Source organism: Alistipes sp. An66, assembly GCF_002161445.1.
GTDB classification, from domain to species: Bacteria; Bacteroidota; Bacteroidia; order Bacteroidales; family Rikenellaceae; genus Alistipes; species Alistipes cottocaccae.
Map to the genome: position 1 here is coordinate 1 of NZ_NFHT01000010.1, position 25,460 is coordinate 25,460.

Consider the following 25,460-nt stretch of genomic DNA (forward strand, 5'->3'; position numbering starts at 1 on the left):
GCGGAAAGTGAGGGATTCGAAGGGCGAAGCCCTCGCGGGGTTACCGCTGAAAATAAACGCCTGTAACCCCGCAACCCCCGACCCGTGAGAACCCGGTCCGACGCGCTGCAAGGGATGACTACGGCAATCTGCCGGAAGATGTTTTCCGGAGGTGCCCGAAATTCATTTCGAAGGACCTCCGGAAAACAACGAAAACGACGGATCCGAAGATCCGTCGTTTGTCATCCCGCGCATTGTGCTGCGTGCCGGCGGAAAGTGAGGGATTCGAACCCCCGGAACCTTGCGGTTCAACGGTTTTCAAGACCGCCGCGATCGACCACTCCGCCAACTTTCCGGAGACAAAAGTAGCACCGATTTTCCATTCCGCCAAATCTTCTCCGGAATTTCAACGCCGTACCGGACCTCGAATGTCAAAAAAACAGGGGAATTTTTCGCTTTATTCAAAATTTCCGTATCTTTGTCAACAGGTTAGGTTACTCCCATCACGCACCACGTCATGAACAAAGCCCAGTTTGTCGAGGCCATCGCCCTCGACGCACACCTCACGAAAGTCGAAGCCCGCAAGGCTGTCGATGCCATGATCCGGGTCACGGTTCAATCGCTCCGTGAGGGCGAACGGCTGACGCTGACGGGGCTCGGGACGTTCAGCGTGCAACAGAAGGCCGAGCGCGTGGGCCGCAACCCCCGAACGGGTGCCGCCGTAAAGATTCCGCCGCGGAAGGTCATCAAGTTCCGTCCGACGGTGGAGATCGAATGACCTCCCAGCAAAAAGAAAAAACAGAAATGCCGCAGATTTCACTTCGGGCCGAGCAGATGCCGGCCTCCCCGATACGCAAACTCGTGCCGCTGGCCGATGCCGCCCGGGCACGAGGGATCAAGATCTACCACCTGAACATCGGACAACCCGACCTCCCGACCCCGCAGGTAGGACTCGACGCGCTGAAACGCATCGACCGCAAAGTATTGGAATACAGCCCCAGCGACGGCTATCGTTCGCTGCGTGAGAAGCTGGTCTCCTACTACGACCAGTACCAGATCAAACTCACGCCCGAGGAGATCATCGTCACCACGGGCGGTTCCGAAGCGGTTCTGTTCGCCTTCATGACGTGTTTGAATCCGGGCGACGAGATCATCGTCCCCGAACCGGCCTATGCCAACTACATGGCCTTCGCGATCTCGGCCGGAGCGGTGATCCGCCCGGTGGTGTCGTCGATCGAGAACGGCTTCGCGCTGCCCCCGATCGAGGAGTTCGAGAAACTGATCAACGAACGCACGCGCGGCATCCTGATCTGCAACCCCAACAACCCGACGGGTTACCTCTATACGCGGCGGGAGATGAACCAGATCCGCGATCTGGTCAAGAAATACGACCTGTTCCTCTTCTCGGACGAGGTCTACCGCGAATTCATCTATACGGGTTCGCCCTACATCTCGGCGTGCCATCTCGAAGGGATCGAGCAGAACGTCGTGCTGATCGACTCGGTGTCGAAACGCTACTCGGAGTGCGGCATCCGCATCGGGGCGCTGATCACCAAGAACCGGAAGCTGCGCGACGCGGTGATGAAGTTCTGCCAGGCGCGCCTCTCGCCGCCGCTGATCGGGCAGATCGTGGCCGAAGCGTCGATCGACGCCCCGCGGTCGTACAGCACGGAGGTCTACGAGGAGTACATCGAACGCCGGAAGTGTCTGATCGACGGTCTGAACCGCATTCCGGGCGTCTACTCTCCGATCCCGATGGGAGCATTCTACACGGTGGCACGGCTGCCGGTGGATGACAGCGACAAGTTCTGCGCCTGGTGTCTGGAACACTTCGAATACGAGGGCGAGACGGTGATGATGGCTCCGGCGTCGGGCTTCTACTCCGATCCGGGCTGCGGCCGCAACGAGGTGCGGATCGCCTATGTGCTGAAAAAGGAGGATCTCGAACGGGCCCTGTTCATTTTGAGCAAGGCGCTCGAAGCCTACAACAACCGGGCATAGCGGGGGGGGGTCGGACACGCCGGATCGACCAACCCCGACGGCACACCGGATCATAGCAGCGGACCGCTCCCGACCGGCCACAGCCGAATCCCCCGACTGGCAAAACCCCAATGCCCCCAGGCGACATCCGCCTCCCCACAACCGATATAGAAACGGCTTCCGAACAGGGAAGCCGTTTTTTATTGCGGGAGCAATTCGCCAAATCGTCCAAAACTATGCCATATATTCCAATTTTTACGAATTTCAGACCAAAAAGTTTGGCCCGCGGGGATAGTTTTTATACTTTTGCCCCCGATTTTGCGTGTCGTGAGACCCGCCAGGTATAAACCAAACTTTTGATTATGAAAAAAATTCTCCTTGCATTGGCAGCCGCAGGCATGACCGCCGGGGCATTCGCCGAAGGGTATCAGGTGAACAACTTTTCGGCCCGTCAGGCCGGAATGGCCAACGTCGGAACCGCGATGAAACTGGGGTCCGAATCCATCTACTTCAACCCGGCCGCTGCCGCATTCCAGGAGTCGAAATTCGACATCTCGCTCGGCGCCACGGGCATCCTTTCGTCGGTTACGGCCTCGACGCTTCCCACGGCCGCCAATGGTTACAAAAGCGACTTGCAGGAGACCTCCGACAACAAGATGTCGACGCCGCTGCACATGTACATCAACTACAAGCCGTCGAAACGCTGGTCGGTGGGTCTGGGCTTCTACACGCCGGACGGCTCGTCGATGAACTGGGGCAGCAACTGGTCGGGAGCACACCTGATCCAGGAGATCAACCTGGCGGCCTATACGGTACAGCCGACGGTTTCGTTCAAGATCTGCGACCGCCTGTCGATCGGTGCGGGTCTGATGATCACGTGGGGCAACTTCGACCTGTCGCGTTCGCTGCTCTCGCAGGCGACCCGCCAGGGACTGATTACCAGAATGCTCGATCCAAAGATCACCCAACTGACCGCCGCAATCGGCAGCGGAGCCCTCACGGGCGAGGAGCTTGCCCAGGCTCAGGCTACGCTGCAAATGCTCCAGCAGGGAAAAGGCTATCTGGAGAATACGATGGATCAATCGATCGTGTCGGCCAAGCTCTCGGGCAATGCCAATGTAGCCGTAGGCGTGAATGCCGGTATTCTGTGGGACATCAACGACCAGTGGTCGCTGGCGATGAGCTACCGCTCGCGGATGAACATGAAGGTGGACCGCGGCCGCGCCGTCATGAACATCGCTCCGGAAGCTGCGGCGCTGATCGAACAGCTCGGACAGCTAAGCAGCAATACGCAACTGATTCCGGCTCTCGACAAGGGGACGTTCCACACCGAGCTGCCGTTGCCGACGACCGTGACGTGGGGCGTGTCGTACCGCCCGAACGCCAAATGGCAGATGGCCGTCGACCTGCAATGGATCGGCTGGTCGGCCTACAAGGATCTGAACGTCGCATTCAACGAGACGGAGCTGGGGATCAAGGACATCTACTCGGTGAAGAACTACTCGAACACGTTGTCGGCACGCTTCGGAGCCGAGTATCAGGCGCTGAACTGGCTGACGGCCCGCGCGGGTATCTACTTCGACGAGAGCCCCGTGGACAGCAACTACCTGAACCCCGAGACGCCGTCGATGACGAAGATCGCCTACTCGCTGGGTGCGTCGTTCCGGCTGGCGCGGAGTTTGTCACTCGACCTTGCATACTGCTACGTTTCGTCGGCGGATCCCGAGCGTACGGGCTCCTACCCGATCTACGGCTATTCGAGCGGCCAGCTCGAAGAGGTCTTCACGCGGAACTACAAGCTCCACGCACACGTGGTTTCGTTCGGCATGCGGATCAGTTTCTGAAAGTTTGCAAAAAATTACTATATTTGCGGAGCGCTTTGCAGGAAGTGCTCCGCAAATATTTCGGCCTCATAGTTCAAGGGATAGAACGAGGGTTTCCTAAACCCTAAATTCGCGTTCGAGTCGCGGTGGGGCTACACAAGGGGGGGGGTGAAAGCCACCCTTTTTTTGAATGCGGAGCGGGCGTTCCCTGCGCCGCGACAGATCGCTCTACCCCGCGGCAAGGAACAGAAGAGAAGGAAAACGAACGAATATGGAATCGCTGAAAGAACTCTACAAGATCGGTAACGGACCGTCGAGCAGCCACACGATGGGTCCGAAACGGGCGGCGGAACGCTTTGCGGAGCGCTGCCGGGAGGTCGACGCCTACCGCGTCACGCTCTACGGATCGCTGGCCGCGACGGGCAGGGGCCACCTCACGGACGTGGCAATCCGCTCGGTGCTGGAACCCGTCGCCCCGACGGAGATTGTCTGGAAGCCGGAGATCACCCTCCCCTTCCACCCCAACGGGATGCTGTTCGAAGGGCTGAAAGGGAGTGAGCCGGTCGATTCGTGGACGATTTACAGCATCGGCGGCGGAGCGCTGGCCAACGAGACATCGCGGTTGGAGGTTCCGCGGAGCATCTACCCGATGTCGACGATCGCCGAGATCAAGGAGTGGTGCTACCGCGAAGGGAAGACCTACTGGGAGTATGTGAACGACTGCGAAGGGCCCGAGATCTGGGACTACCTCGATACGATCTGGACTTCGATGTGCGAGACGATCCAGCGGGGGCTGAACAACGACGGGGTGCTGCCGGGCGGTTTGAAGGTGGCGCGGAAAGCATCGACCTATTTCGTGAAGTCGAAGAGCTACACCGGGACGCTGGCCTCGCGTGCGAAGATCTACGCCTACGCACTGGCGACCTCCGAGGAGAATGCCTCGGGCGGCATCGTCGTCACGGCTCCGACGTGCGGATCGAGCGGTGTGGTTCCGGCGGTTCTCTATCACCTGGCCACCTCGCGGGACTTTCTGCGCATCCGGCTGCTGCGGGCGCTGGCTACGGCAGGGCTTTTCGGCAACGTGGCGAAGACGAACTCCTCGATTTCGGGGGCCGAGGTGGGGTGCCAGGGCGAGGTCGGCGTGGCGTGCGCCATGGCGGCCGCCGCGGCGTGCCAGCTCTTCGGCGGGACGCCGTCGCAGATCGAGTACGCCGCCGAAATGGGGTTGGAACACCACCTGGGTCTGACCTGCGATCCGGTCTGCGGGCTGGTTCAGGTTCCGTGTATCGAGCGCAATGCCATCGCGGCGGCCCGGGCGCTGGATGCGAACATCTACGCGACGCTGTCGGACGGTGCGCATCTGGTCTCCTACGACAAGGTCGTGGAGGTGATGAACGAGACGGGCCACAACCTGCCGAGTCTCTACCGGGAGACGGCCGAAGGGGGTCTTGCCAAGCGTTACGACCGCAAATAATGGAGGCCCGGAACGGAAAGGTGCTTCTGAAATCGGCAGCCGTCTGGCTGGCCATCGTTCCGTGCGCGATTCTCAACGGCGCCTTGCGGGAAGGCGTGCTCCGTCCCATGCTGGGCGAATCCGTTGCCCTGCCCGTCAGCGGGCTGTTGCTGATGGGCATCATCCTGCTGCTCTCCTGGCTGTTTATCCCGCGTCTGGGCACACAAGGCCATCCGATCCCCGCCTGGCGAATCGGCCTGTTGTGGTTTGTACTGACCGTTGCTTTCGAAACGGGTGCGGGCATTGCACAGGGAGCCGACCTCTCCGCGCTGCTCCACAACTACGACATGAGCCACGGCAACCTTTGGCCGCTTGTCGTTCTGTTCACCGGATGTGCCCCACGCCTGGCTCTCTGGCTCCGTCGTTAAACCGCCCCACCCTCCTATCGCGCCGACCCGGGTCCTTCAGCCTGGCCCTCATCCACGACCCCACGGCATCCCACCCTCCGAATCGGTTCCTGAAACCGGGCCTTTTCGCATGGTCCGTCCACCACCATCCTTGTTTCGTAACCTTAACCACACAAAAAATCCCCTCTCGAATCGAGAGGGGATTTTTTCATGCGGGCAGAAACCGGAAGCGCTCTCCGCTGGAGAGCCTGCCTCCAGTCACGGCCGTTACTGAGCCATCTGGAGCTTCTCCAGATCGGACTTGGCACCGACCACGAGATCGTCGTACTCGCGCAGACCCGTACCGCCGGGGATCAGGTGTCCGCAGATGACGTTCTCCTTCAGGTTTTCCAGCGGGTCGACCTTCGCCTGGATGGCAGCCTCGTTGAGGACCTTGGTGGTCTCCTGGAACGAAGCGGCCGAGATGAAGCTCGAAGTTTGGAGTGCAGCGCGGGTAATACCCTGCAAGACCTGGGTCGAGGTTGCCGGCACGATGTCACGCACCTGTACGGGGCGCAGATCGCGGCGTTTGAGGCTCGAATTCTCGTCGCGGAGTTTGCGCAGCGAGACGATCTGTCCGGGTTGCAGCGCCGTGGAGTCGCCGGCGTCCGTTACGACGACCTTGTCGTAGAGTTCGTCGTTGACATCCATGAACTCCCACTTGTCGACGATCTGGTCCTCGAAGAAGCGGGTGTCTCCCGGATCCTCGATCTTGACCTTCGACATCATCTGGCGGACGATCACCTCGAAGTGTTTGTCGTTGATCTTCACGCCCTGCATGCGGTAGACCTCCTGGACCTCGTTGACGATGTACTCCTGCACCTTCGTCGGACCGAGGATGTTGAGGATGTCGCTCGGCGTGATGGCGCCGTCCGAGAGCGGGCTTCCGGCCTTCACGTAGTCGTTCTCCTGCACGATGATCTGGCGCGACAGCGGCACGAGGTAACGCTTCACATCGCCCTGCTTCGAGGTGATGATGATCTCGCGGTTACCGCGCTTGATCTTGCCGAAGGTCACCTCGCCGTCGATCTCCGAGACAATGGCGGGGTTCGACGGGTTGCGGGCCTCGAAGAGCTCCGTGACACGCGGCAGACCTCCGGTGATGTCGCCTCCGGACTTGCCGACGGCGCGCGGGATCTTGATCAGGATATCGCCGGCCTTGATTCGGGCATTGTCCTTGATGACGATGTGCGCCGAGACGGGCAGGTTGTACTGCTTGACCTCCTCGCCCTCCTTGTTCTGGATCTTGATGACGGGGTTCTTGGTCTTGTCCTTGGACTCGATGACGACCTTCTCCGAGAGACCGGTCTGCTCGTCGCGCTCGTCGCGGTAGGTGACGCCCTCGATGATGTTCTCGTAGACGGCGCGTCCCTCGTACTCCGAAATGATCACGGCGTTGTAGGGGTCCCACTCGCAGATCAGGTCGCCCTTCTTGACCTCGGCACCGTCCGCCATGAAGAGCGTGGCGCCGTAGGGCAGGTTGTGCGTATAGAGAACGATCTCGGTCTTGGGATCGACGATGCGGAACTCCGACTGACGCGAGATGACGATGTCGATCGCCTCGCCGGCGGCGTTCTTGCCCTTGACGGTGCGCAGTTCGTCGATTTCCAGACGGCCCTCGTACTTCGAGATGACGTTGGTCTCGACGGCCGTACCGCCGGCCACGCCACCGACGTGGAACGTACGGAGCGTCAGCTGCGTACCCGGCTCGCCGATGGACTGTGCGGCGATGACGCCGACGACTTCGCCCTTCTGGACCATGCGGGCCGTTGCGAGGTTGCGGCCGTAGCACTTGGCGCAGACGCCGCGACGCGACTCGCAGGTGAGCACCGAACGGATCTCGACGGATTCGAGCGGCGACTTCTCGATGGCCTCGGCGATCGACTCGGTGATCTCCTCACCGGCCTTGCACATCACCTCGCCCGTCAGCGGGTGGATCACGTCGTTCAGGGCCACACGTCCGAGGATGCGGTCGTAAAGCGTCTGCACGACATCGTCGTTGCGTTTGATGGCCGTAGCGGTCAGACCGCGCAGCGTGCCGCAGTCCTCCTCGTTGATGATGACGTCCTGTGCGACGTCGACCAGACGGCGGGTCAGATAACCGGCGTCGGCCGTCTTCAAGGCGGTATCGGCCAGACCCTTGCGGGCACCGTGCGTGGAGATGAAGTACTCCAACACCGAAAGTCCCTCCTTGAAGTTCGAGAGGATCGGGTTCTCGATGACCTGCTGGCCGCCTTCGACACCCGACTTCTGCGGCTTGGCCATCAGACCGCGCATACCGCTCAACTGACGGATCTGCTCCTTCGAACCGCGGGCTCCGGAGTCGAGCATCATGTAGACCGGGTTGAAACCGTCGTCGTCCTTGACCAGCGTGTCGATCACGGCTTTGGTCAGTTTCGAGTTGATGTTCGTCCAGACGTCGATGATCTGGTTGTAACGCTCGTTGTTGGTGATCAGACCCATGTTGTAGTCCTCCATGATGGCGTCCGACCGGTCGTATCCCTCCTGCACGAGTTTCTCCTTCTCCTGGGGGATGATCACGGCATCGAGGTTGAACGACAGACCGCCCTGGAATGCCATCCGGTATCCCATGTCCTTGATGTCGTCGAGGAAGTTGGCCACCTTGTCGGCACCGGCCTTCTTCATCACGACGGCGATGATGTCACGCAGCGAACGCTTCGTGAGGACCTCGTTGATGTATCCGACCTCCTTCGGTACGACCTGGTTGAAGAGGATGCGGCCGATGGTGGTCTCCTTCAACACGCGCACGGGGTTGCCCTGCTCGTCGATGTCGTCGACCAGGCACTTCACGATGGCGTGCAGATCGGCGCGCTTCTCGTTGTAGGCGATGATCGCCTCCTCCGGGCCGTAGAAGACCTGCCCCTCGCCCTTGACGCCCTTGCGGGGTTTGGTGATGTAGTAGAGTCCGAGGACCATGTCCTGCGAGGGCACGGTGATCGGGGCTCCGTTGGCGGGGTTGAGGACGTTGTGCGACCCGAGCATCAGCAGCTGGGCTTCCAGAATGGCGGCATTGCCCAGCGGGAGGTGCACGGCCATCTGGTCACCGTCGAAGTCGGCGTTGAAGGCCGTACAGGCCAGCGGGTGGAGCTGCATGGCCTTGCCCTCGATCAGCTTGGGCTGGAAGGCCTGAATACCCAGACGGTGCAGCGTCGGGGCACGGTTCATCAGCACGGGGTGACCCTTGATGACGTTTTCGAGAATGCCCCAGATGACGGGATCCTTGCGGTCGATGATCTTCTTGGCCGACTTCACCGTCTTGACGATGCCGCGCTCGATGAGCTTGCGGATGACGAACGGCTTGTACAGTTCGGCGGCCATGTCCTTCGGGATACCCATCTCGTGCATCTTCAACTCGGGGCCGACGACGATGACCGAACGGGCCGAGTAGTCGACACGCTTACCGAGCAGGTTCTGACGGAAACGTCCCTGCTTTCCTTTGAGCGAGTCGGAGAGCGATTTGAGCGGGCGGTTCGATTCGTTCTTCACGGCGTTCGACTTGCGCGAGTTGTCGAACAGCGAGTCGACGGCCTCCTGCAACATGCGCTTCTCGTTGCGGAGGATGACCTCCGGGGCCTTGATCTCGATGAGCCGTTTCAGACGGTTGTTGCGGATGATGACGCGGCGGTAGAGGTCGTTCAGGTCCGACGTGGCGAAACGGCCGCCGTCCAGCGGCACCAGCGGGCGCAGCTCGGGCGGGATCACCGGAATGACGCTCAACACCATCCATTCGGGTTTGTTCTTGCCCTGCGAAGCGCGGAACGACTCGATGACGTTCAGGCACTTCAAGGCTTCGGACTTACGCTGCTGCGAGGTCTCGGTCGAGGCCTTGTGACGCAGGGCGTAGGACATCGAGTCGAGGTCGACCTGTTTCAGCAGCGTGTAGATGGCCTCGGCACCCATCTGCGCGACGAACTTGTTGGGATCCGAGTCGTCGAGGGCCTGGTTTCCCTTCGGGAGGGCAGCCAGCACGTCGAGATACTCCTTCTCGGAGAGCGTGGCCAGACGCTCGATGCCCTGTTCCGATGCGGCACCGGGGTTGATGACGACGTAACGCTCGTAGTAGATGATAGCTTCGAGCTTCTTGGAGGGGATCCCGAGCAGGTATCCGATCTTCGACGGCAGCGAGCGGAAATACCAGATGTGCACCACCGGCACCACGAGGGAGATGTGTCCCATGCGTTCGCGGCGGACCTTCTTTTCGGTCACCTCGACACCGCATCGGTCGCAGACGATCCCCTTGTAGCGGATGCGCTTGTACTTGCCGCAGTGGCACTCGTAATCCTTCACCGGGCCGAAAATCCGCTCGCAGAACAAGCCGTCGCGTTCGGGCTTGTAGGTGCGGTAGTTGATGGTCTCGGGTTTCAGGACCTCGCCGCTCGACTGGGCCAGGATCTCCTCCGGAGAAGCCAGGCCGATCGAGATCCGGCTGTACCCGTTGTTCAGTTTATTGTCTTTGGTAATTGACATATCTGTTTTCGTTTATCTTGTCCTCTTGAACACACCTTATTCGAGTTTCACCGAGAGTGCCAGACCGCGCAGCTCGTGCAGCAGGACGTTCATGGCCTCGGGGATACCGGGTTTGGGGAGGTTTTCGCCCTTGACGATGGCCTCATAGGCCTTGGCGCGTCCCATGACGTCGTCGGACTTGATCGTCAGGATCTCCTGCAGGATGTTGGCGGCACCGAATCCTTCGAGGGCCCAGACCTCCATCTCACCGAAACGCTGACCGCCGAACTGGGCCTTACCGCCGAGGGGCTGCTGCGTGATGAGCGAGTACGGGCCGATCGAACGGGCGTGCATCTTGTCGTCGATCATGTGGCCGAGTTTGAGCATGTAGATCACGCCGACGGTTGCGGGCTGGTCGAACTTCTCGCCCGTACCGCCGTCGTAGAGGTACGTGCGGCCGCTGTGCGGGAGCCCGGCCTGCGCGGTGTACTCGTTGATCTGGTCGAGCGAGGCGCCGTCGAAGATCGGGGTGGCGAATTTCAGCCCGAGTTCGCGTCCGGCCCAGCCGAGGACGGTCTCGTAGATCTGCCCGAGGTTCATACGCGAAGGCACGCCCAGCGGGTTCAGACAGATGTCGACGATCGTTCCATCCTCGAGGAACGGCATGTCCTCGTCGCGCACCACCTTGGCCACGATACCCTTGTTGCCGTGCCGTCCGGCCATCTTGTCACCGACTTTCAGCTTGCGTTTCTTGGCGATGTAGACCTTGGCCATCTGGATGACGCCCGTCTGCGGGAGTTCGTCGCCGTTGGTGAGGTTGTACTTCTCGCGCTTGATGGCGGCGTCGGCCTTCTTCCACTCGATGGTGTAGTTGTTGACCGTAGCCTCGATCAGCCCGTCGACATGCGCGTCGCCGGTCCAGTTGCAGGATCCGAGGTTGAGATAACCCATCTCGACGCCGGTCTTCTCGTCGGCCGACTTGCGGGCGATCTCTTCGAGCATCTTCTGCGAGAACTTCGTGCCGGCGGGATAGAGTTCCACACCGAAGTAGTCCGTAATTCCCGTAGTGGTCTTGCCCTGGAGCAGCGTCCAGAGTTTGCCGACCAGACGCTTGGTGAGTTCGGCGATCTCGGCGGCGAACTTCTCGTCGAGTTTTTCGAGCTGTGCCTTTTCGGCGCTCTTGCTCTTCTTGCCCTCCTTGTTGGCGCGGCTGTACAGCTTGGTGTCGATCACCACGCCGTGCAGCGACGGCTGGGCTTTCAGCGAAGCGTCCTTCACGTCGCCGGCCTTGTCGCCGAAGATCGCACGCAGGAGCTTCTCCTCGGGCGACGGATCGCTCTCGCCCTTCGGGGTGATCTTGCCGATGAGGATGTCCCCCGGGTGGATGTTGGCCCCGATGCGGACGATACCGTTGGCATCGAGGTCCTTCGTGGCGTCCTCCGAGACGTTGGGGATGTCCGAGGTCAGCTCCTCGACGCCGCGCTTCGTGTCGCGCACCTCCATGATGTACTCGTCGACGTGCACCGAGGTGAAGATATCCTCACGCTGGATGCGCTCCGAGATCACGATGGCGTCCTCGAAGTTGTAACCCTTCCAGGGCATGAAGGCCACTTTCAGGTTGCGGCCCAGGGCCAGTTCGCCGTGCTGCGTCGAGTAGCCTTCGGTCAGGATCTGACCCTTGGTCACGTGGTCGCCCGTGAGGACCGTCGGTTTCAGCGTCACCGAGGTGTTCTGGTTCGTGCGGCGGTAACGGGGCAGCTCGTAGGTCGTGATTTCGGGATCGAACGACGCGAGGATCTCGTCCTCCGTGCGCTCGTACTTGATCTGGATCTTCGTGGCATCCGCGAATACGACTTCGCCGTCGCCCTCGGCGACGATCTGGATGCGGCTGTCGGAGATCATGTCCTTCTCGATACCCGTGCCGACGATCGGGGCTTCCGAGGTCACCAGGGGCACGGCCTGGCGCATCATGTTCGAACCCATCAGGGCACGGTTTGCGTCGTCGTGCTCCAGGAAGGGGATCAGGCTGGCGGCGATCGAGGCGATCTGGTTCGGCGCCACGTCCATGAGGTTGACCTCATCGGCGGTCACCACGGGGAAGTCGGCACCCTCACGCGCCTTGACGCGGTCGGGCTCCAGGAACGAGCCGTCGTCGCCGAGCGGAACGTTCGACTGCGCCACGATCTTGCCCTCCTCCTCTTCGGCCGAGTAGTAGCGGATGTGCGAGTTGTCGAGATCGACCTTTCCGTTCTCGACGGTGCGGTACGGGGTCTCGATGAATCCCATCGGAGAGATCTTCGCATAGACGCACAGCGAGGAGATCAGACCGATGTTCGGGCCTTCCGGCGACTCGATCGGGCAGAGACGTCCGTAGTGGGTGTAGTGCACGTCGCGAACCTCGAAACCGGCGCGGTCACGCGACAGACCGCCGGGGCCGAGGGCCGAAAGACGGCGCTTGTGGGTGATTTCGGCCAGCGGGTTGATCTGGTCCATGAACTGCGAGAGCTGCGAGGTCCCGAAGAAGGAGTTGATCACCGACGAGAGGGTCTTGGCGTTGATCAGGTCCACCGGGGTGAAGACCTCGTTGTCGCGCACGTTCATGCGTTCGCGGATGGTCCGTGCCATGCGCACGAAGCCGACCGAGAACTGGTTCGAGAGCTGCTCTCCGACGGTGCGCACGCGGCGGTTCGACAGGTGGTCGATATCGTCGACGTCGGCCTTGGAGTTGATCAGCTGGATCAGGTACTTGATGATGGCGATGATGTCCTCGCGCGTCAACGTGCGGATGGCCGGATCGATGTCCAGATCCAGCTTCTTGTTGATGCGGTAGCGGCCCACGTCGCCCAGGTCGTAGCGCTTGTCGGAGAAGAAGAGCTTCTCGATGACATCGCGGGCCGTGGCCTCATCGGGCGGCTCCGAAGCGCGCAACTGCCTGTATATGTAAACCACAGCCTCCTTTTCGGAGTTGCAGGGGTCCTTTTGCAGCGTATTGTAGATGATCGAGAAGTCGATGCCCGACTGGTTCTCCTTGTGGAGGAGGATGGTCTTGGCGCCGCTTTCGATGATCTGGTCGATGTGCTCCTCTTCGAGGACGGTTTCACGATCGACGATGACGTTGTTACGCTCGATGGAGACGACCTCTCCGGTATCCTCGTCGACGAAGTCCTCGACCCAGGTCGAAAGCACACGGGCGGCGAGTTTGCGGCCTACGGCCTTTTTGAGCGTAGCCTTCGAGACCTTGACCTCGTCGGCGAGGTCGAAGATTTCGAGGATCTGCTGGTCGGCCTCATAACCGATGGCGCGCAGCAGCGTGGTGACGGGCAGCTTCTTCTTGCGGTCGATGTAGGCATACATGACGTTGTTGATGTCCGTCGCGAACTCGATCCACGAACCCTTGAAGGGGATGATACGTGCCGAGTAGAGTTTCGTACCGTTCGTGTGCATGCTCTGACCGAAGAAGACGCCGGGCGAACGGTGCAGCTGGGAGACGATGACGCGCTCGGCGCCGTTGATGACGAACGTACCGCGTTCGGTCATGTAGGGGATCGTCCCGAAATAGACGTCCTGCACCACGACCCCGAAATCCTCGTGTTCATCGTCCGTGCAGTAGAGTTTCAGCTTGGCCTTCAAGGGGACGCTGTACGTAAGTCCCCGTTCGAGACACTCCTCGATGGAGTATCTGGGTGGATCTATATAATAGTCGATAAACTCCAGAACGAAGTTGTTCCGGGTATCCGTAATGGGGAAATTTTCCTGAAAGACCTTGTAAAGTCCCTCGTTCTTACGGTTTTCGGCCGTCGTGTCCATCTGGAAAAAGTCCCGGAATGATTTGAGCTGCACCTCCAGCAGATCGGGATAAGGCACCCGGTTCTTGATGGAGGAGAAGCTGATTCTCTGTTGTGTTTTTGGTGCGGACATCGTAGAATCCAAATTAATTGACTTGTAATGGGTTACCGAACCCAAATAAGCGGGTTACCATCCCGTCAATGCTCCCGTGTGGAGGGCATGACGCCCCGGGAGCATTTCAACATCCAAGGAACGGACACAGCTCCGACTCGGCACTTCCGATCCTTAGACCAAGAAAAGGCATAGAGCCTACACTGGGTAAGCCCTATACCTGTTCGTCATCTGTCGAGCTCAAGCAGCAATGCTACTTGAGCTCAACTTCTGCACCTGCCTCCTCGAGCTGGCCTTTGATCTGCTCGGCCTCCTCCTTGGAAACACCCTCTTTCACGGCCTTGGGAGCACCGTCTACGAGAGCCTTTGCATCACCGAGCGAGAGACCTGCGATATCCTTCACGGCCTTGATGACCTGGAGTTTAGCCTGGCCGGCGTTCTTCAGGATCACGTCGAAGGTCGATTTCTCGGCAGCAGCGGCCTCACCGGCACCGGCAGCGGGAGCTGCAACGGCAACAGCGGCAGCAGCCGGCTCAATGCCATACTCCTCCTTGAGGATCTGAGCGAGTTCGTTAACCTCGGTAACCTTCAGGTTTACCAGTTCTTCAGCGAGTTTCTTTACGTCTGCCATAGTTGTAAGCTTATTAATTTGTTTTTGATTCTTGTTTGTGAAATTAGTTGTTTCTGGATTCGAGCGTCTTCACGAGGCCCGCAATCTTTTGGCCTGCATTAGCCTGCAATGCAGAAATAACATTCTTGGCCGGGGACTGCAACAGCGCGATAACGTCTGCGATGAGTTCCTCCTTGCTCTTGATGTTGCAGAGGGCGTCCAGCTGATTGTCGCCGACATAGATGCATCCCTCGGCGAAAGCGGCCTTGAGGACGGGTTTGTCGGACTTCTTGCGGAACTCCTTGATCAGCACGGCCGGGGCTTTGGCCACGTTCGCGAACATGATCGAGGTAGGACCCTCCAATACTTTTACCAGATCAGCGTCGGCTTTCTCCACCTTTTCGAGGGCTTTGCCCAGCAGGGTGTTCTTGACGACCACCAGTTTGACATCGCTTTCGAAGCACTTGCGGCGCAGGGCAGCGGTCTGCTCGGCGTTGAGCGAAGCGATATCGGCGATATAGAAGTGAGGATAGGCCTGGAGCTGCTCGGCGAGGCTGTTGATTACAACCAGTTTTTCTTCCTTAGTCATCTCTGTTATCCTCCTGTTATTTGGTTTCTACTGATTTGGCATCAATCTGCACGCCGGGGCTCATGGTGGTCGAGAGGTAGATACTCTTCACATAAGAACCTTTGGCAGCAGCCGGTTTGAGTTTGATGATGGTGCCGAGCACCTCCCGGGCGTTGTCGACGATCTGCTCCGGAGAGAACGAGATCTTGCCGACCGTCGTGTGGATGATACCGAACTTGTCGACCTTGAAGTCGATCTTACCGGCCTTGACCTCCGTAACGGCTTTTCCGACCTCCATGGTCACCGTACCGGTCTTGGGGTTCGGCATCAGGCCACGGGGACCGAGGATACGGCCCAGGGCACCGACTTTGCCCATCACGTTGGGAGTACAGATGATCACATCGACGTCGGTCCAACCGCCCTTGATCTTGTCGACGAATTCGTCCAGTCCGACGAAATCGGCACCGGCAGCTTTTGCCTCGGCCTCCTTCTCGGGGGTGCAGAGCACCAGGACGCGGACGGTCTTACCCGTACCGTGGGGGAGCGTAACGACGCCGCGGACCATCTGATTGGCCTTGCGGGGGTCTACGCCCAGACGTACGTCGATATCAACGGAAGCGTCGAATTTCGTGAACGTAATTTCCTTCAGAAGAGCGGCAGCCTCCGAAAGTTTGTAAGCCTTACCGGCTTCCACCTTGGCGTAGGCGATCTTTTGATTCTTTGTCAACTTACTCATCTTCTTCTGCGATTACAAGTTAGGAAATTCTCCGACGACATTGATACCCATACTGCGCGCAGTACCGGCTACCATTCGCATAGCGGATTCCAGCGTGAAGCAGTTCATGTCGGACATTTTGTCCTGTGCGATCTCACGGATCTGCTCCCACGTAACCTGACCGACCTTGTTGCGGTTAGGCTGTGCGGAGCCGCTCTGTACTTTTGCTGCTTCCTTGAGCTGGATAGCTACGGGCGGCTGTTTTACAACGAAATCGAAAGACTTGTCGCTGTAAACCGTGATGATGACCGGAAGAACCTTGCCGGCCTTGTCCTGGGTGCGAGCGTTGAATTGCTTGCAGAAGTCCATGATATTGACTCCCTTGGAACCCAACGCGGGACCAACCGGGGGCGAAGGATTTGCGGCACCACCTTTGATCTGCAATTTAATAAATGCAGCAACCTCTTTTGCCATAGTTTTCCTTGGTTAATTATTCTTTTTCAACTTGTGTGAAACCCAACTCCATAGGAGTTTTGCGCCCGAATATCTTCACCGATACCGTGAGTTTCTTGCGCTCGTTGTCGACTGCCTCGATAGTACCTTGGAAGCTCGAGAAAGGACCGTCCGTAACCTTTACGGTCTCGCCGACAAAGAATGGTATTTCGTTCTCCTCCTCCATGGCATTCATTTCGTCGACACGGCCGAGGATTCTCGCGACCTCCTGTGGACGGAGAGGCGTTGCGATCATCTTGCGGCTGTCCTCTTTGGTATCGCCGAGGAAACCCAGCACATTGGGAGTATTCCGAATCAGAATGGGGATTTGTCCTACGAAAGCGGCCTCGACCAGGACGTAACCGGGATAGGAAACCTTCTCCTTGGAGACTTTCTTGCCGTTACGGATGGTATAGACCTTTTCGGTCGGGATCAGCACCTGGGAGATATAGTCCTCAAGATGGTTATGGCGGACTTCGGCTTCGATATACTCTTTGACCTTCGCCTCCTTACCGCCGATAGCACGGACCACATACCACTGTTTCTTAATCTCGCTCATTTCTTACGACAGACAATTAACGGCCAAGATTACCCAGGGTCTTGTAGATGACGGCCATGAGGTTCTCGAAAGTCAGGTCCATAGCCAGAACGACCACGGCGAAGATGACCGAAGCCACCATCACGACGATCGTAGAGCTTTGGAGCTGCGGGAACGTGGGCCACGTCACCTTGTTGACAAGCTCGTTGTAGGACTCTTTGAAGTAGTTGAACATAACCTAATCGTTTATTCTGGCAGGAGCAGAGAGATTCGAACTCCCATCAACGGTTTTGGAGACCGCTATTCTACCCTTGAACTATGCTCCTAAAAAGAGGCGGTGCGGGACACCGCCTCGGGAATTATCGGGAAAGATCCTTATTTCACGATTTTGAGGATCTGACCGGCACCTACCGTACGACCGCCCTCACGGATTGCGAAACGCAGACCCTCGTTCAGGGCAACCGGGTAGATCAGCTTCACGGTGATGGTCACGTGGTCGCCGGGCATCACCATGTCGACGCCTGCGGGCAGGTGAACCTCACCCGTTACGTCCATCGTACGCAGATAGAACTGGGGACGATAGTTGTTGTGGAACGGCGTGTGACGGCCACCCTCCTCTTTTTTCAGGATGTAGACCTCGGCCTCGAACTCGGTGTGCGGGGTGATCGAACCGGGTTTGGCAACGACCATACCGCGCTTAACCTCCTTCTTGTCGATACCGCGGAGGAGCAGACCTACGTTGTCGCCGGCCTCACCCTCGTCGAGGAGCTTGCGGAACATCTCGACGCCGGTGCAGGTCGAAGTCAGGGTCTTCTCTTCCAGACCGATGATCTCTACGGGGTCACCGACGTGGATGATACCGGTTTCGATACGGCCCGTAACGACGGTACCACGGCCGGTGATCGAGAAGACGTCCTCGATAGGCATCAGGAAGGGCTTCTCGTTGTCGCGCTGCGGCAGGGGGATGTAGGAGTCTACGGCATCCATGAGCTCCATGACCTTCTCCTCCCACTTGGCCTCGCCATTGAGGGCGCCGAGGGCCGAGCCGCGGATGACGGGAGCGTTGTCGCCGTCGTAGTCGTATTTCGAAAGCAGGTCGCGAACCTCCATCTCCACGAGGTCGAGCATTTCGGCATCGTCCACCATGTCGCACTTGTTCAGGAAGACGACGATCTTCGGCACGTTCACCTGACGGGCGAGCAGCACGTGCTCGTTGGTCTGGGGCATCGGGCCGTCGGTAGCGGCAACGACCAGAATGGCACCGTCCATCTGTGCGGCACCGGTAACCATGTTCTTCACATAGTCGGCGTGTCCCGGGCAGTCTACGTGAGCGTAGTGGCGGTTGGCGGTCTGGTATTCGACGTGGGCGGTGTTGATCGTGATACCGCGCTCTTTCTCTTCGGGAGCGTTGTCGATGGAGTCGAAGGAACGGAGTTCCGAGAGACCCTGTTTAGCCAGCACGGTGGTGATAGCTGCGGTAAGGGTGGTCTTACCGTGGTCAACGTGACCGATGGTACCGATGTTTACGTGCGGTTTCGACCGGTCGAATTTTTCTTTTGCCATAGTATTAAGTTATTTAAAGTATTGTTAAAAATTGCCAAGTTTTAAAATTCATTCCGCAGAACAAGCGGGCGACACAAATCTCCGGCTTGAAGGCCGGAGTCTTTGCATCACACGCTGCTGCGTTGGAGCGGAAGACGAGGCTCAAACTCGCGACCCTCAGCTTGGAAGGCTGATGCTCTATCAACTGAGCTACTTCCGCAAAAATACCGTTGTCGGAGTGACCCGGAGCCGCATCCGGAGACCGGATGCGCCGGACTTTTGCATTCCGAACGGATTTCAGTGGGAAGTGATGGATTCGAACCACCGAAGGCGTACGCCAGCAGATTTACAGTCTGCCCCATTTGGCCACTCTGGTAACTTCCCATATACGGTGCCGGCATCGCAGGGGAGCCGGGGAGATTCCGCGAGAGCGCCGAAGAGACGTTGTCCGGGGTATCGGGTCCGCCGTCTCGGCATTCGAGCCGATGGAGGGATTCGAACCCACGACCAGCTGATTACAAATCAGCTGCTCTGGCCAACTGAGCTACATCGGCAGAATTCACCGTTTTGGATTGCAAAAGTAGGCATAAAAAACGTATCCACCAAATAATCGGGGACAATTTTTTAATTTTTTCACTCTTCTCAAAGAACGACGCCCGCACGGAGCAAGTTCGGGGGCGAAATCGGGTGCAAAGATAGGAAAAGTTTTGGATAACGCAACAACTCGTGCGAAAAATATCATCATCGGGGCGGAAGTCTGTCGTCGAAGAGCGAGTCGGGCCTTCTTTTGAGCCGGGCAGGCTCCGGAAGGCTCACGGGAATCTCCTCCGGATGGCGCCTTTCGGAAGCCCCGAAAGGCGCCATCCGCCCCGCGCCGCACCCCCGAACGAAGATCCGGCCCGACATCTCGCCCGGGCCTTATCACGGAGTTCCGCAGAGATCCGCCCCGCCCCCGGCCGGAAATCCGCACGAAATCCCGGCCCCTCCCAAAAATCCACTCCGCAGGCCGTGCGGGAAGACCCACGGTCTGCGGAGTAAGAAGGGTAACCCCCCGCCGGACTTTCATTTTTTCCGGAACGAGGAGATCAGTTGTGCGGGCGTTGCCTGCAAATAGTTTTTGCAGAAGCGGCTGAACTGCGTATAATGGCGGAACCCGTACTTGTTCATCAGCGAGCGTGTGCTGTTTTCGCCGTCGCGGATGTCGGCATAGATTTTCTGGGCCTTCTGCTGCATCATCCAGTGGTAGACGCTGTCGTTGAAGTGTTCGGCGAAGCGGCGTTTGAAGACCGAGAGGCTCATTCCGGCCAATGCGGCGAGTTCGGTCACCCCTTGTGCACGCTCGTAGTTATTGGTGACGAAGACGCGGAAATTGTCCTGGGGGCGGATCATCGACTGGAAGAAATAGGCGTGTTCGGTGGGAGTATAGAGCACCTTGATCATCATGAAGAGTTCGGCGGCCTTCATCCGGTGGAAGCGCGGGCATTCGGTCAGCCGGGGGATATTGAAGAAGAGGTCGAGCAGCTGCTCGATGAACGGGTGCGTGGCCAGAACGGGGATCGGCTCCGAGGGTATCGAATCTCCGAAGGAGATGTTCTTGGCGAAAAAATCCTGTTCGCAGAGTTCGATCCGGTGGACGAGGGCGAGAGAGACGACGCGCGTATCGTCATCCTGTGCCGTTGCCTCGAAGGCTTCGTTGCAGGCCAGACAGACGCACTGTTTCGAGGTGACGAGTCTTACGGTATCGGAGCCGCATTTGAGGCGCAGGGATCCGGAGAACACGAAGAGCATACGTACCACATGGTCTGCCGGGAAAGAGAAGTTTTCTCCTGCCGCGAGTTGTTTTTTCGAGAATCTGCAATTCGAGGAGTCTCCGATCCGCCGGAAAGGTGCTGGAAATGTAGGACAACTACTACAATCCGCAGTACAATCCTCCATCAAAACCGACTCCTCAAACCGCGGTTTGGTTTGAAAATCCATAAGTCCAATATTGTTAATATTTTCACAAAGGTAATAAAATAAGACTCGAAAAGCAAGCAAAAAGGCGCGAAAAGGAACAAAAAAAGTCCCGACGGAAAGTCGGGACGAAGGATCCGAAAGGGATTCGGACCTATTATTTATAGCTCACGATCAATGTTTTGGAGGTCTCCCAAAAGCGGGCCGGATCGGTGATGAGCAATTTCTCGACATTTTTATCGGCATCGACGACCAGCTGATAGGAGTCTTCGGGATGCGAGGAGACGACCGTCACCCGCTTATGGCCGACGGGGATTTCGGACAACAGCCGCGAATCGGCCATCGTAAAGCTGTCGAGGTTGGCCGTAGCGCCGACGGTGAGCGTGCGGCCGATGAATCCCTGCTTGTTGATGATCTGCGCATCGCGGAGTTCCTTTTCGGAGCCGACGATATAATAAACGGTATGGAGTTGGTTTTGGAGTTCGAGTTTTTCGCTGTTGAGGCTCTCGACCTGTGCGGATTGTTGGGCGACCTCCTCGGTCAGGGACTGCACTTCTATACCCATCTGGGCGAGGTTTTCACGAAGCCGGTCGATTTCGGCCGATTTTTCGGAGAGTCGGCCGTTCATGTCGGCGATCATCTTTTCGAGCCCCTCGATCCGGAGATTTGCCTTGCGCAGCAGAGCTGCGGAGTGTTGCAGGGCTGCGATTTTCTCGCGGTTCTCCTTCAACAGGCGGTCGATGGCGGCGATGTCGTTGTTGATCTCCTCGACGGGACGGCGGACGCCTTCGGTTTCGCCGGCGACGGTGATTAGGTTTTCGCGGGATTTGATCAGGGTGAGGTTTTCCGAGATGGCGTTGATGTCGGCGAAGACGGCATTGATGAGCGAATCCTTCTGGCTGACGACGACGGCCAGCGAATCGCGCTGGCCCTCGGCCTGCACGGCGACCTGTTTGCTGACACAGGAGGAGAAGAGGGCTGCGGCAAGGGCGGCCGCAGCCAGAATCAACGCATGAACGGTTGTTTTCATGGTTTTGACAGTTAAGATTTTACATTTTCCGTTTGCCTGCGGGGGCAAATATAGAAATAAAACGAAAATCTTGTAACGATTTTCCGCACAGGGGTGAAAAAAATTCACCGGAGGCGCAGCATCCGGGGGGGGGAAAGCGCAAGACGGGCCGCAACCTCCGGTTGCGGCCCGTTTCAGCCAAATTCGGAAAAAGCTCCCGATTACTTGTTGGCGTTCTTCTTGTCGTAGCGCTTTGCGTATCGGCTCATGAACTTATCGACGCGACCGGCGGTGTCGACCAACTTCATCTTGCCCGTATAGAACGGGTGGGAGGTGTTGGAGATTTCCATCTTGTACACGGGATAGGTTTCGCCGTTCACTTCGATGGTCTCTTTTGTCGAAACGGCGGACCGACACAAAAACACGTGGTCGTTGGACATGTCCTTGAAGGCCACCAAACGATAATTTTCCGGATGAATACCCTTTTTCATTTGCTTTTGTGTTTTGTGATTAATGCTTTTGGCGGGGACAAAGGTACGAATTAATTTTCAAGAAACAAGGGGTGCGGAGAATTTTTTCACGCTCCCCGGGATTTCGGGGTTGCGGAATACGGATTGTTTTCTTATCTTTGCGCTCACGAAGCCGCACGGAAGTGCGGCAGTCGGGGCCCATAGCTCAGTCGGTCAGAGCAGCGGACTCATAATCCGAAGGTCGTGGGATCATGCCCCTCTGGGCCCACGGAGAATCAAGACTTGCAGCGATGCGGGTCTTTTTTCTTTTACCCCGCCACCGCGGGTTTGAGCGGATTTGAGCGGGGGGGGGCTGCTGCATAAACCCGTTTTAACGGCAAAATCCCCAAGAAACCGGAAAGATATTTTTCTTTTCAGTTTGTTTGCCTATCTTTGTAGGACATACGACAAACACGGAAAGTGTTGCTTGTTCTCTGATTGCGAACGTAGGAAATTCGGCAGAAGAGAGAATAGGCGGACATCTTGCCGCGTCATATCCATTCGTGGGTATAGGCGTGGGGCTGTTGCTTATTTTATCTTCAAGGTTTCCTACGACCTGCAATCATTGAATAAGCGTGCGGCACCACGCTTTCTGCTTCTGTAAATCAAACAACATGAACCGTCGTACAAGTGCCGGGACGACAGCCTAAACTTCACAGCCATGAAAAAATTGATTGCCTTATTGGCCGCTATGGCGATTGCAGGGAGCATCTCCGCCCAAAACAAAACAGCCTATCTGGATCTTTACCAGCGAGGTGGGGCCATGCATTTGAAAACGACCTTGATTTTCAACAACAGACCCGTCTATCTCGGGAAAAAGAATCTCGGAGAGGTGCTCAACATGTTGGCTGAATCAGGTTGGGAGATAGACAAAACATTAAATGTAAGGAGAGTTTGCTGGTTTTGGCCTTTTACCCGTCACAAATTTCACTTTGTATTGAAGAAAGAATATCAAGCAGGCGAGAATCCGTTTGAACAAACACTGACCAACGTCATTAAAAGACTGCAACAAAAAGAAGATCAAGACTATGATCAGGCCATCGGATGTGACTCCTAAATAGCTTCTTATTAATCGGGGAGAGGCTTTGCCGATGGGAGTATATTGGAATCCCATCGGCAAAGCCTCTCCCTTTACAAATTCAATACTTCGTTTTAACGCTGCACCCTGCGCAACCCACAAAAAAGAGCTGCAAGGCCGGAGTCGCCCCGTCAGGCCTTTTTGGCGGCATCGTCGTTGCGGATCTCCTTACGGCGGATCTTGCCGCTGATGGTCTTGGGCAGCGACTCGACGAACTCGATCACACGCGGATACTTGTACGGCGCCGTGATGCGCTTCACATGGTCCTGCAACTCCTTGATCAGCGCGGCATCGGCGCGGTCCCGGTAGGCGGCCGACAGGACGATCGTCGCCTTGACGACCTGCCCGCGGATCTCGTCCGGCACCCCCGTGATGGCGCACTCCACCACGGCCGGATGGGTCATCAGCGCACTCTCGACCTCGAACGGCCCGATGCGGTATCCCGAGCTCTTGATCACGTCGTCGGCACGCCCCACGAACCAGTAATAGCCGTCCTCGTCGCGCCAGGCCACATCCCCCGTGTAGTAGACGCCGTCGTGCCAGGTCTCGTCCGTGCGCGCCTCGTCGAGGTAGTACTCCTTGAACAGGCCGACGGGCTTTCCGCCGTCGGTGCGGATGACGATCTGCCCCTGCTCGCCGTCCTCGGCCGAGCGGCCGTCGGGAGTCAGCAGGTCGATGCGGTACTGCGGATTGGGCACGCCCATGCTCCCCGGCTTGGGCTCCATCCAGGGGAAGGTTCCCAGCGTGAGGGTGGTCTCGGTCTGCCCGAAGCCCTCCATGAGGCGGATCCCGGTCTGTTTGAGGAAGGTGTCGTAGACGGAACCGTTCAGCGCCTCACCGGCCGTCGTGCAGTATTCCAGCGACGAGAGGTCGAACTTCGAGAGGTCCTCGCGGATCAGGAAGCGGTAGATCGTCGGAGGGGCACAGAGCGACGTGATGCGGTACTGCCCGATCTTGTGGAGGATCTCCGCGGGGGTGAACTTCTCGTGGTCGTAGACGAAGATGTTGGCGCCGGCGAACCACTGGCCGTAGATCTTGCCCCAGGCGGCCTTGGCCCATCCCGTGTCGGCGATCGTCAGGTGAAGGCTCCCCTCGTGGAGGTTGTGCCAGTACTTGGCCGTGACGATGTGCCCCAACGGATAGGTGAAGTCGTGGGCAACCATCTTGGGCTCGCCGGTGGTTCCCGACGTGAAGTACATGAGCATGATGTCGTCGTTATCGTTCGCGTGTTCGGGGCGCACGAAGGGCGCGGCGGTCTCGATTCCGCGGTGGAAGTCGAGGAATCCTTCGGGGACCTCGGGCCCGACGCTGACGAGGGCCCTGACCGTGGGGCTTTCGGGCATGGCGGCGGCGACATGGTCGGTGATGACCTTCTCGCCGGCCACGACGATGGCCTTGATCGACGCCATGTTGCAGCGGTAGACGACATCCTTTTTCGTCAGCAGGTGGGTAGCCGGAATCGCCACGGCGCCCAGCTTGTGGAGGGCCAGCATCGAGAACCAGAACTCGTAGCGGCGTTTGAGGATCAGCATCACGGGGTCTCCCTTCCCGATCCCGAGGCTCCGGAAGAAGGAGGCCGTGCGGTCGCTTTCGCGTTTGAGGTCGGCGAAGGTGAACTGGATTTCGCGGTCCTTGTCGTCGGTCCAGAGCAGAGCCTTCTTGTCGGGCTGCTCGGCGGCATAGGCATCGACCACGTCGTAGGCGAAATTAAAGCGTTCGGGCACCCGGATATGGAGGTGCTCCCGGAACTCCTCCTGGGAGGAGAACCCGGTTTGAGCAAGAAAACGTTCTACCATACTTATATATTTATAATATAATGGCCAGGAACCGGACCGTTTTGCCGTCGAGGGCCTTCATGCCGTGCGGCAGGCTGGAATCGAAGTAGAGGCTGTCGCCGGGGTTGAGTTCGATCTCCTTCCCGTTGAGTCCGATCAACAGCCGCCCTTCGAGCACGTAGTTCATCTCCTGTCCGGGGTGGGTATTGAGGTGCATCGGGGCGTCGTCGGGGGTCGGTTCGACGGTTACGATGAAGGGGTCGATCCGGCGGTCGCGGAAACCGGCGGCGAGGGCCTCATACTTGTAGGCCTTTCGGCGCTCGACGGAGATGCCCTTCCCGGCGCGGGTGATGAAGTAGGAGTTCATGCGGGGCTCCTCGCCGAACATCAGCACATCGAGGCTGATGCCGTAGTGGCGCGAAATGGTTTGCAGGAGGTTGACCGAAATATCGGTCTTCCCGCTTTCGAGTTCGCGATACTGTTCGAGGGAGATATGGCAGCTGTCGGCCACCTCCTGTTCGGAGAGTTCGAGGACTTCGCGCAGCCCGCGCAGGCGGGTCGCAATCGAGAGAATGGGATCGTCGCACATGGTTCGGATCAATTTAACGGGTTATACGACAAACGGT

The 25,460-nt window shown here is 58.3% G+C and carries 20 protein-coding genes and 7 tRNA genes; 8 read left to right on the plus strand and 19 right to left on the minus strand.

Annotated elements, in window-relative coordinates; translation table 11 throughout:
• Window positions 1-249: 249 nt before the first annotated feature.
• Window positions 250-334 (minus strand) — tRNA-Ser (locus B5G16_RS07885).
• Between the two features lie 162 nt (window positions 335-496).
• On the opposite strand from B5G16_RS07885, the gene B5G16_RS07890 reads away from it, so the two are divergent.
• The 6 genes from B5G16_RS07890 to B5G16_RS07915 all read left to right on the plus strand — a co-directional run bounded on the left by B5G16_RS07890 (window position 497) and on the right by B5G16_RS07915 (window position 5,663).
• Window positions 497-757: an HU family DNA-binding protein gene (locus B5G16_RS07890; RefSeq protein WP_087263028.1), complete on the plus strand. Its 261-nt coding sequence runs from the start codon at window positions 497-499 to the stop codon at window positions 755-757.
• Window positions 758-783: 26 nt separating this feature from the next.
• A complete protein-coding gene (locus B5G16_RS07895; protein ID WP_087263031.1) occupies window positions 784-1,980 on the plus strand; it encodes a pyridoxal phosphate-dependent aminotransferase in 1,197 nt (398 codons plus the stop codon).
• Between the two features lie 341 nt (window positions 1,981-2,321).
• Window positions 2,322-3,803 (plus strand): OmpP1/FadL family transporter, encoded by a 1,482-nt coding sequence (locus tag B5G16_RS07900; protein ID WP_087263033.1) that lies wholly within the window; start codon window positions 2,322-2,324, stop codon window positions 3,801-3,803.
• A 62-nt stretch (window positions 3,804-3,865) separates the two neighbouring features.
• Window positions 3,866-3,937, plus strand: a tRNA-Arg gene (locus tag B5G16_RS07905).
• A 116-nt stretch (window positions 3,938-4,053) separates the two neighbouring features.
• Window positions 4,054-5,256: an L-serine ammonia-lyase, iron-sulfur-dependent, subunit alpha gene (locus tag B5G16_RS07910; RefSeq protein WP_087263035.1), complete on the plus strand. Its 1,203-nt coding sequence runs from the start codon at window positions 4,054-4,056 to the stop codon at window positions 5,254-5,256.
• Complete coding sequence (locus tag B5G16_RS07915; protein ID WP_087263037.1) at window positions 5,256-5,663, plus strand: hypothetical protein; 408 nt, start codon at window positions 5,256-5,258, stop codon at window positions 5,661-5,663. The genes B5G16_RS07910 and B5G16_RS07915 overlap by 1 nt, the downstream gene beginning before the upstream one ends.
• Window positions 5,664-5,909: 246 nt before the next feature.
• On the opposite strand, the gene rpoC is transcribed toward B5G16_RS07915, so the two are convergent.
• The 16 genes from rpoC to B5G16_RS07995 form a co-directional block, all read right to left on the minus strand.
• Complete coding sequence (rpoC, locus tag B5G16_RS07920; RefSeq protein WP_087263039.1) at window positions 5,910-10,169, minus strand: DNA-directed RNA polymerase subunit beta'; 4,260 nt, start codon at window positions 10,167-10,169, stop codon at window positions 5,910-5,912.
• A gap of 36 nt (window positions 10,170-10,205) precedes the next feature.
• On the minus strand, window positions 10,206-14,066 hold the full coding sequence (rpoB, locus tag B5G16_RS07925; RefSeq protein ID WP_087263041.1) for a DNA-directed RNA polymerase subunit beta: 3,861 nt from the start codon (window positions 14,064-14,066) through the stop codon (window positions 10,206-10,208).
• A gap of 232 nt (window positions 14,067-14,298) precedes the next feature.
• Window positions 14,299-14,676: a 50S ribosomal protein L7/L12 gene (gene rplL / locus B5G16_RS07930; RefSeq protein ID WP_087263043.1), complete on the minus strand. Its 378-nt coding sequence runs from the start codon at window positions 14,674-14,676 to the stop codon at window positions 14,299-14,301.
• 43 nt (window positions 14,677-14,719) lie between these two features.
• Window positions 14,720-15,244, minus strand: coding sequence for a 50S ribosomal protein L10 (gene rplJ / locus B5G16_RS07935; protein ID WP_087263045.1), 525 nt, complete (start codon window positions 15,242-15,244; stop codon window positions 14,720-14,722).
• A gap of 16 nt (window positions 15,245-15,260) precedes the next feature.
• Window positions 15,261-15,959: a 50S ribosomal protein L1 gene (gene rplA, locus B5G16_RS07940; RefSeq protein ID WP_087263047.1), complete on the minus strand. Its 699-nt coding sequence runs from the start codon at window positions 15,957-15,959 to the stop codon at window positions 15,261-15,263.
• Between the two features lie 12 nt (window positions 15,960-15,971).
• Window positions 15,972-16,412: a 50S ribosomal protein L11 gene (rplK, locus tag B5G16_RS07945; RefSeq protein WP_087263049.1), complete on the minus strand. Its 441-nt coding sequence runs from the start codon at window positions 16,410-16,412 to the stop codon at window positions 15,972-15,974.
• Between the two features lie 16 nt (window positions 16,413-16,428).
• Complete coding sequence (nusG, locus tag B5G16_RS07950; RefSeq protein WP_087263051.1) at window positions 16,429-16,989, minus strand: transcription termination/antitermination protein NusG; 561 nt, start codon at window positions 16,987-16,989, stop codon at window positions 16,429-16,431.
• A gap of 16 nt (window positions 16,990-17,005) precedes the next feature.
• Window positions 17,006-17,203 carry a preprotein translocase subunit SecE gene (secE, locus tag B5G16_RS07955; protein WP_087263052.1) on the minus strand — a complete coding sequence of 66 codons (198 nt, stop codon included), beginning with the start codon at window positions 17,201-17,203 and terminating at the stop codon, window positions 17,006-17,008.
• A 17-nt stretch (window positions 17,204-17,220) separates the two neighbouring features.
• Window positions 17,221-17,294, minus strand: a tRNA-Trp gene (locus B5G16_RS07960).
• A gap of 49 nt (window positions 17,295-17,343) precedes the next feature.
• Window positions 17,344-18,531, minus strand: coding sequence for an elongation factor Tu (gene tuf, locus B5G16_RS07965; RefSeq protein WP_087263056.1), 1,188 nt, complete (start codon window positions 18,529-18,531; stop codon window positions 17,344-17,346).
• A gap of 123 nt (window positions 18,532-18,654) precedes the next feature.
• Window positions 18,655-18,730, minus strand: a tRNA-Gly gene (locus B5G16_RS07970).
• Between the two features lie 81 nt (window positions 18,731-18,811).
• Window positions 18,812-18,894, minus strand: a tRNA-Tyr gene (locus B5G16_RS07975).
• A 96-nt stretch (window positions 18,895-18,990) separates the two neighbouring features.
• Window positions 18,991-19,064, minus strand: a tRNA-Thr gene (locus tag B5G16_RS07980).
• Between the two features lie 508 nt (window positions 19,065-19,572).
• Complete coding sequence (locus tag B5G16_RS07985; RefSeq protein WP_239406036.1) at window positions 19,573-20,298, minus strand: helix-turn-helix transcriptional regulator; 726 nt, start codon at window positions 20,296-20,298, stop codon at window positions 19,573-19,575.
• 322 nt (window positions 20,299-20,620) lie between these two features.
• A complete protein-coding gene (locus tag B5G16_RS07990) occupies window positions 20,621-21,493 on the minus strand; it encodes a Cbp1 family collagen-binding glycoprotein adhesin (protein WP_087263060.1) in 873 nt (290 codons plus the stop codon).
• 200 nt (window positions 21,494-21,693) lie between these two features.
• Window positions 21,694-21,963, minus strand: coding sequence for a type B 50S ribosomal protein L31 (locus tag B5G16_RS07995; protein ID WP_087263064.1), 270 nt, complete (start codon window positions 21,961-21,963; stop codon window positions 21,694-21,696).
• 173 nt (window positions 21,964-22,136) lie between these two features.
• Here B5G16_RS07995 and B5G16_RS08000 point away from each other — a divergent pair.
• A tRNA-Ile gene (locus B5G16_RS08000) sits at window positions 22,137-22,210 on the plus strand.
• A 432-nt stretch (window positions 22,211-22,642) separates the two neighbouring features.
• Entirely contained in the window at window positions 22,643-23,038 is a 396-nt protein-coding gene (locus B5G16_RS08005; protein WP_143260848.1) for a hypothetical protein, read from the plus strand.
• Between the two features lie 152 nt (window positions 23,039-23,190).
• Here B5G16_RS08005 and B5G16_RS08010 read toward each other — a convergent pair whose 3' ends face one another.
• Entirely contained in the window at window positions 23,191-24,855 is a 1,665-nt protein-coding gene (locus B5G16_RS08010; RefSeq protein ID WP_087263069.1) for an AMP-binding protein, read from the minus strand.
• 10 nt (window positions 24,856-24,865) lie between these two features.
• Window positions 24,866-25,423 carry a helix-turn-helix domain-containing protein gene (locus tag B5G16_RS08015; RefSeq protein WP_087263070.1) on the minus strand — a complete coding sequence of 186 codons (558 nt, stop codon included), beginning with the start codon at window positions 25,421-25,423 and terminating at the stop codon, window positions 24,866-24,868.
• Window positions 25,424-25,460 lie beyond the last annotated feature (37 nt).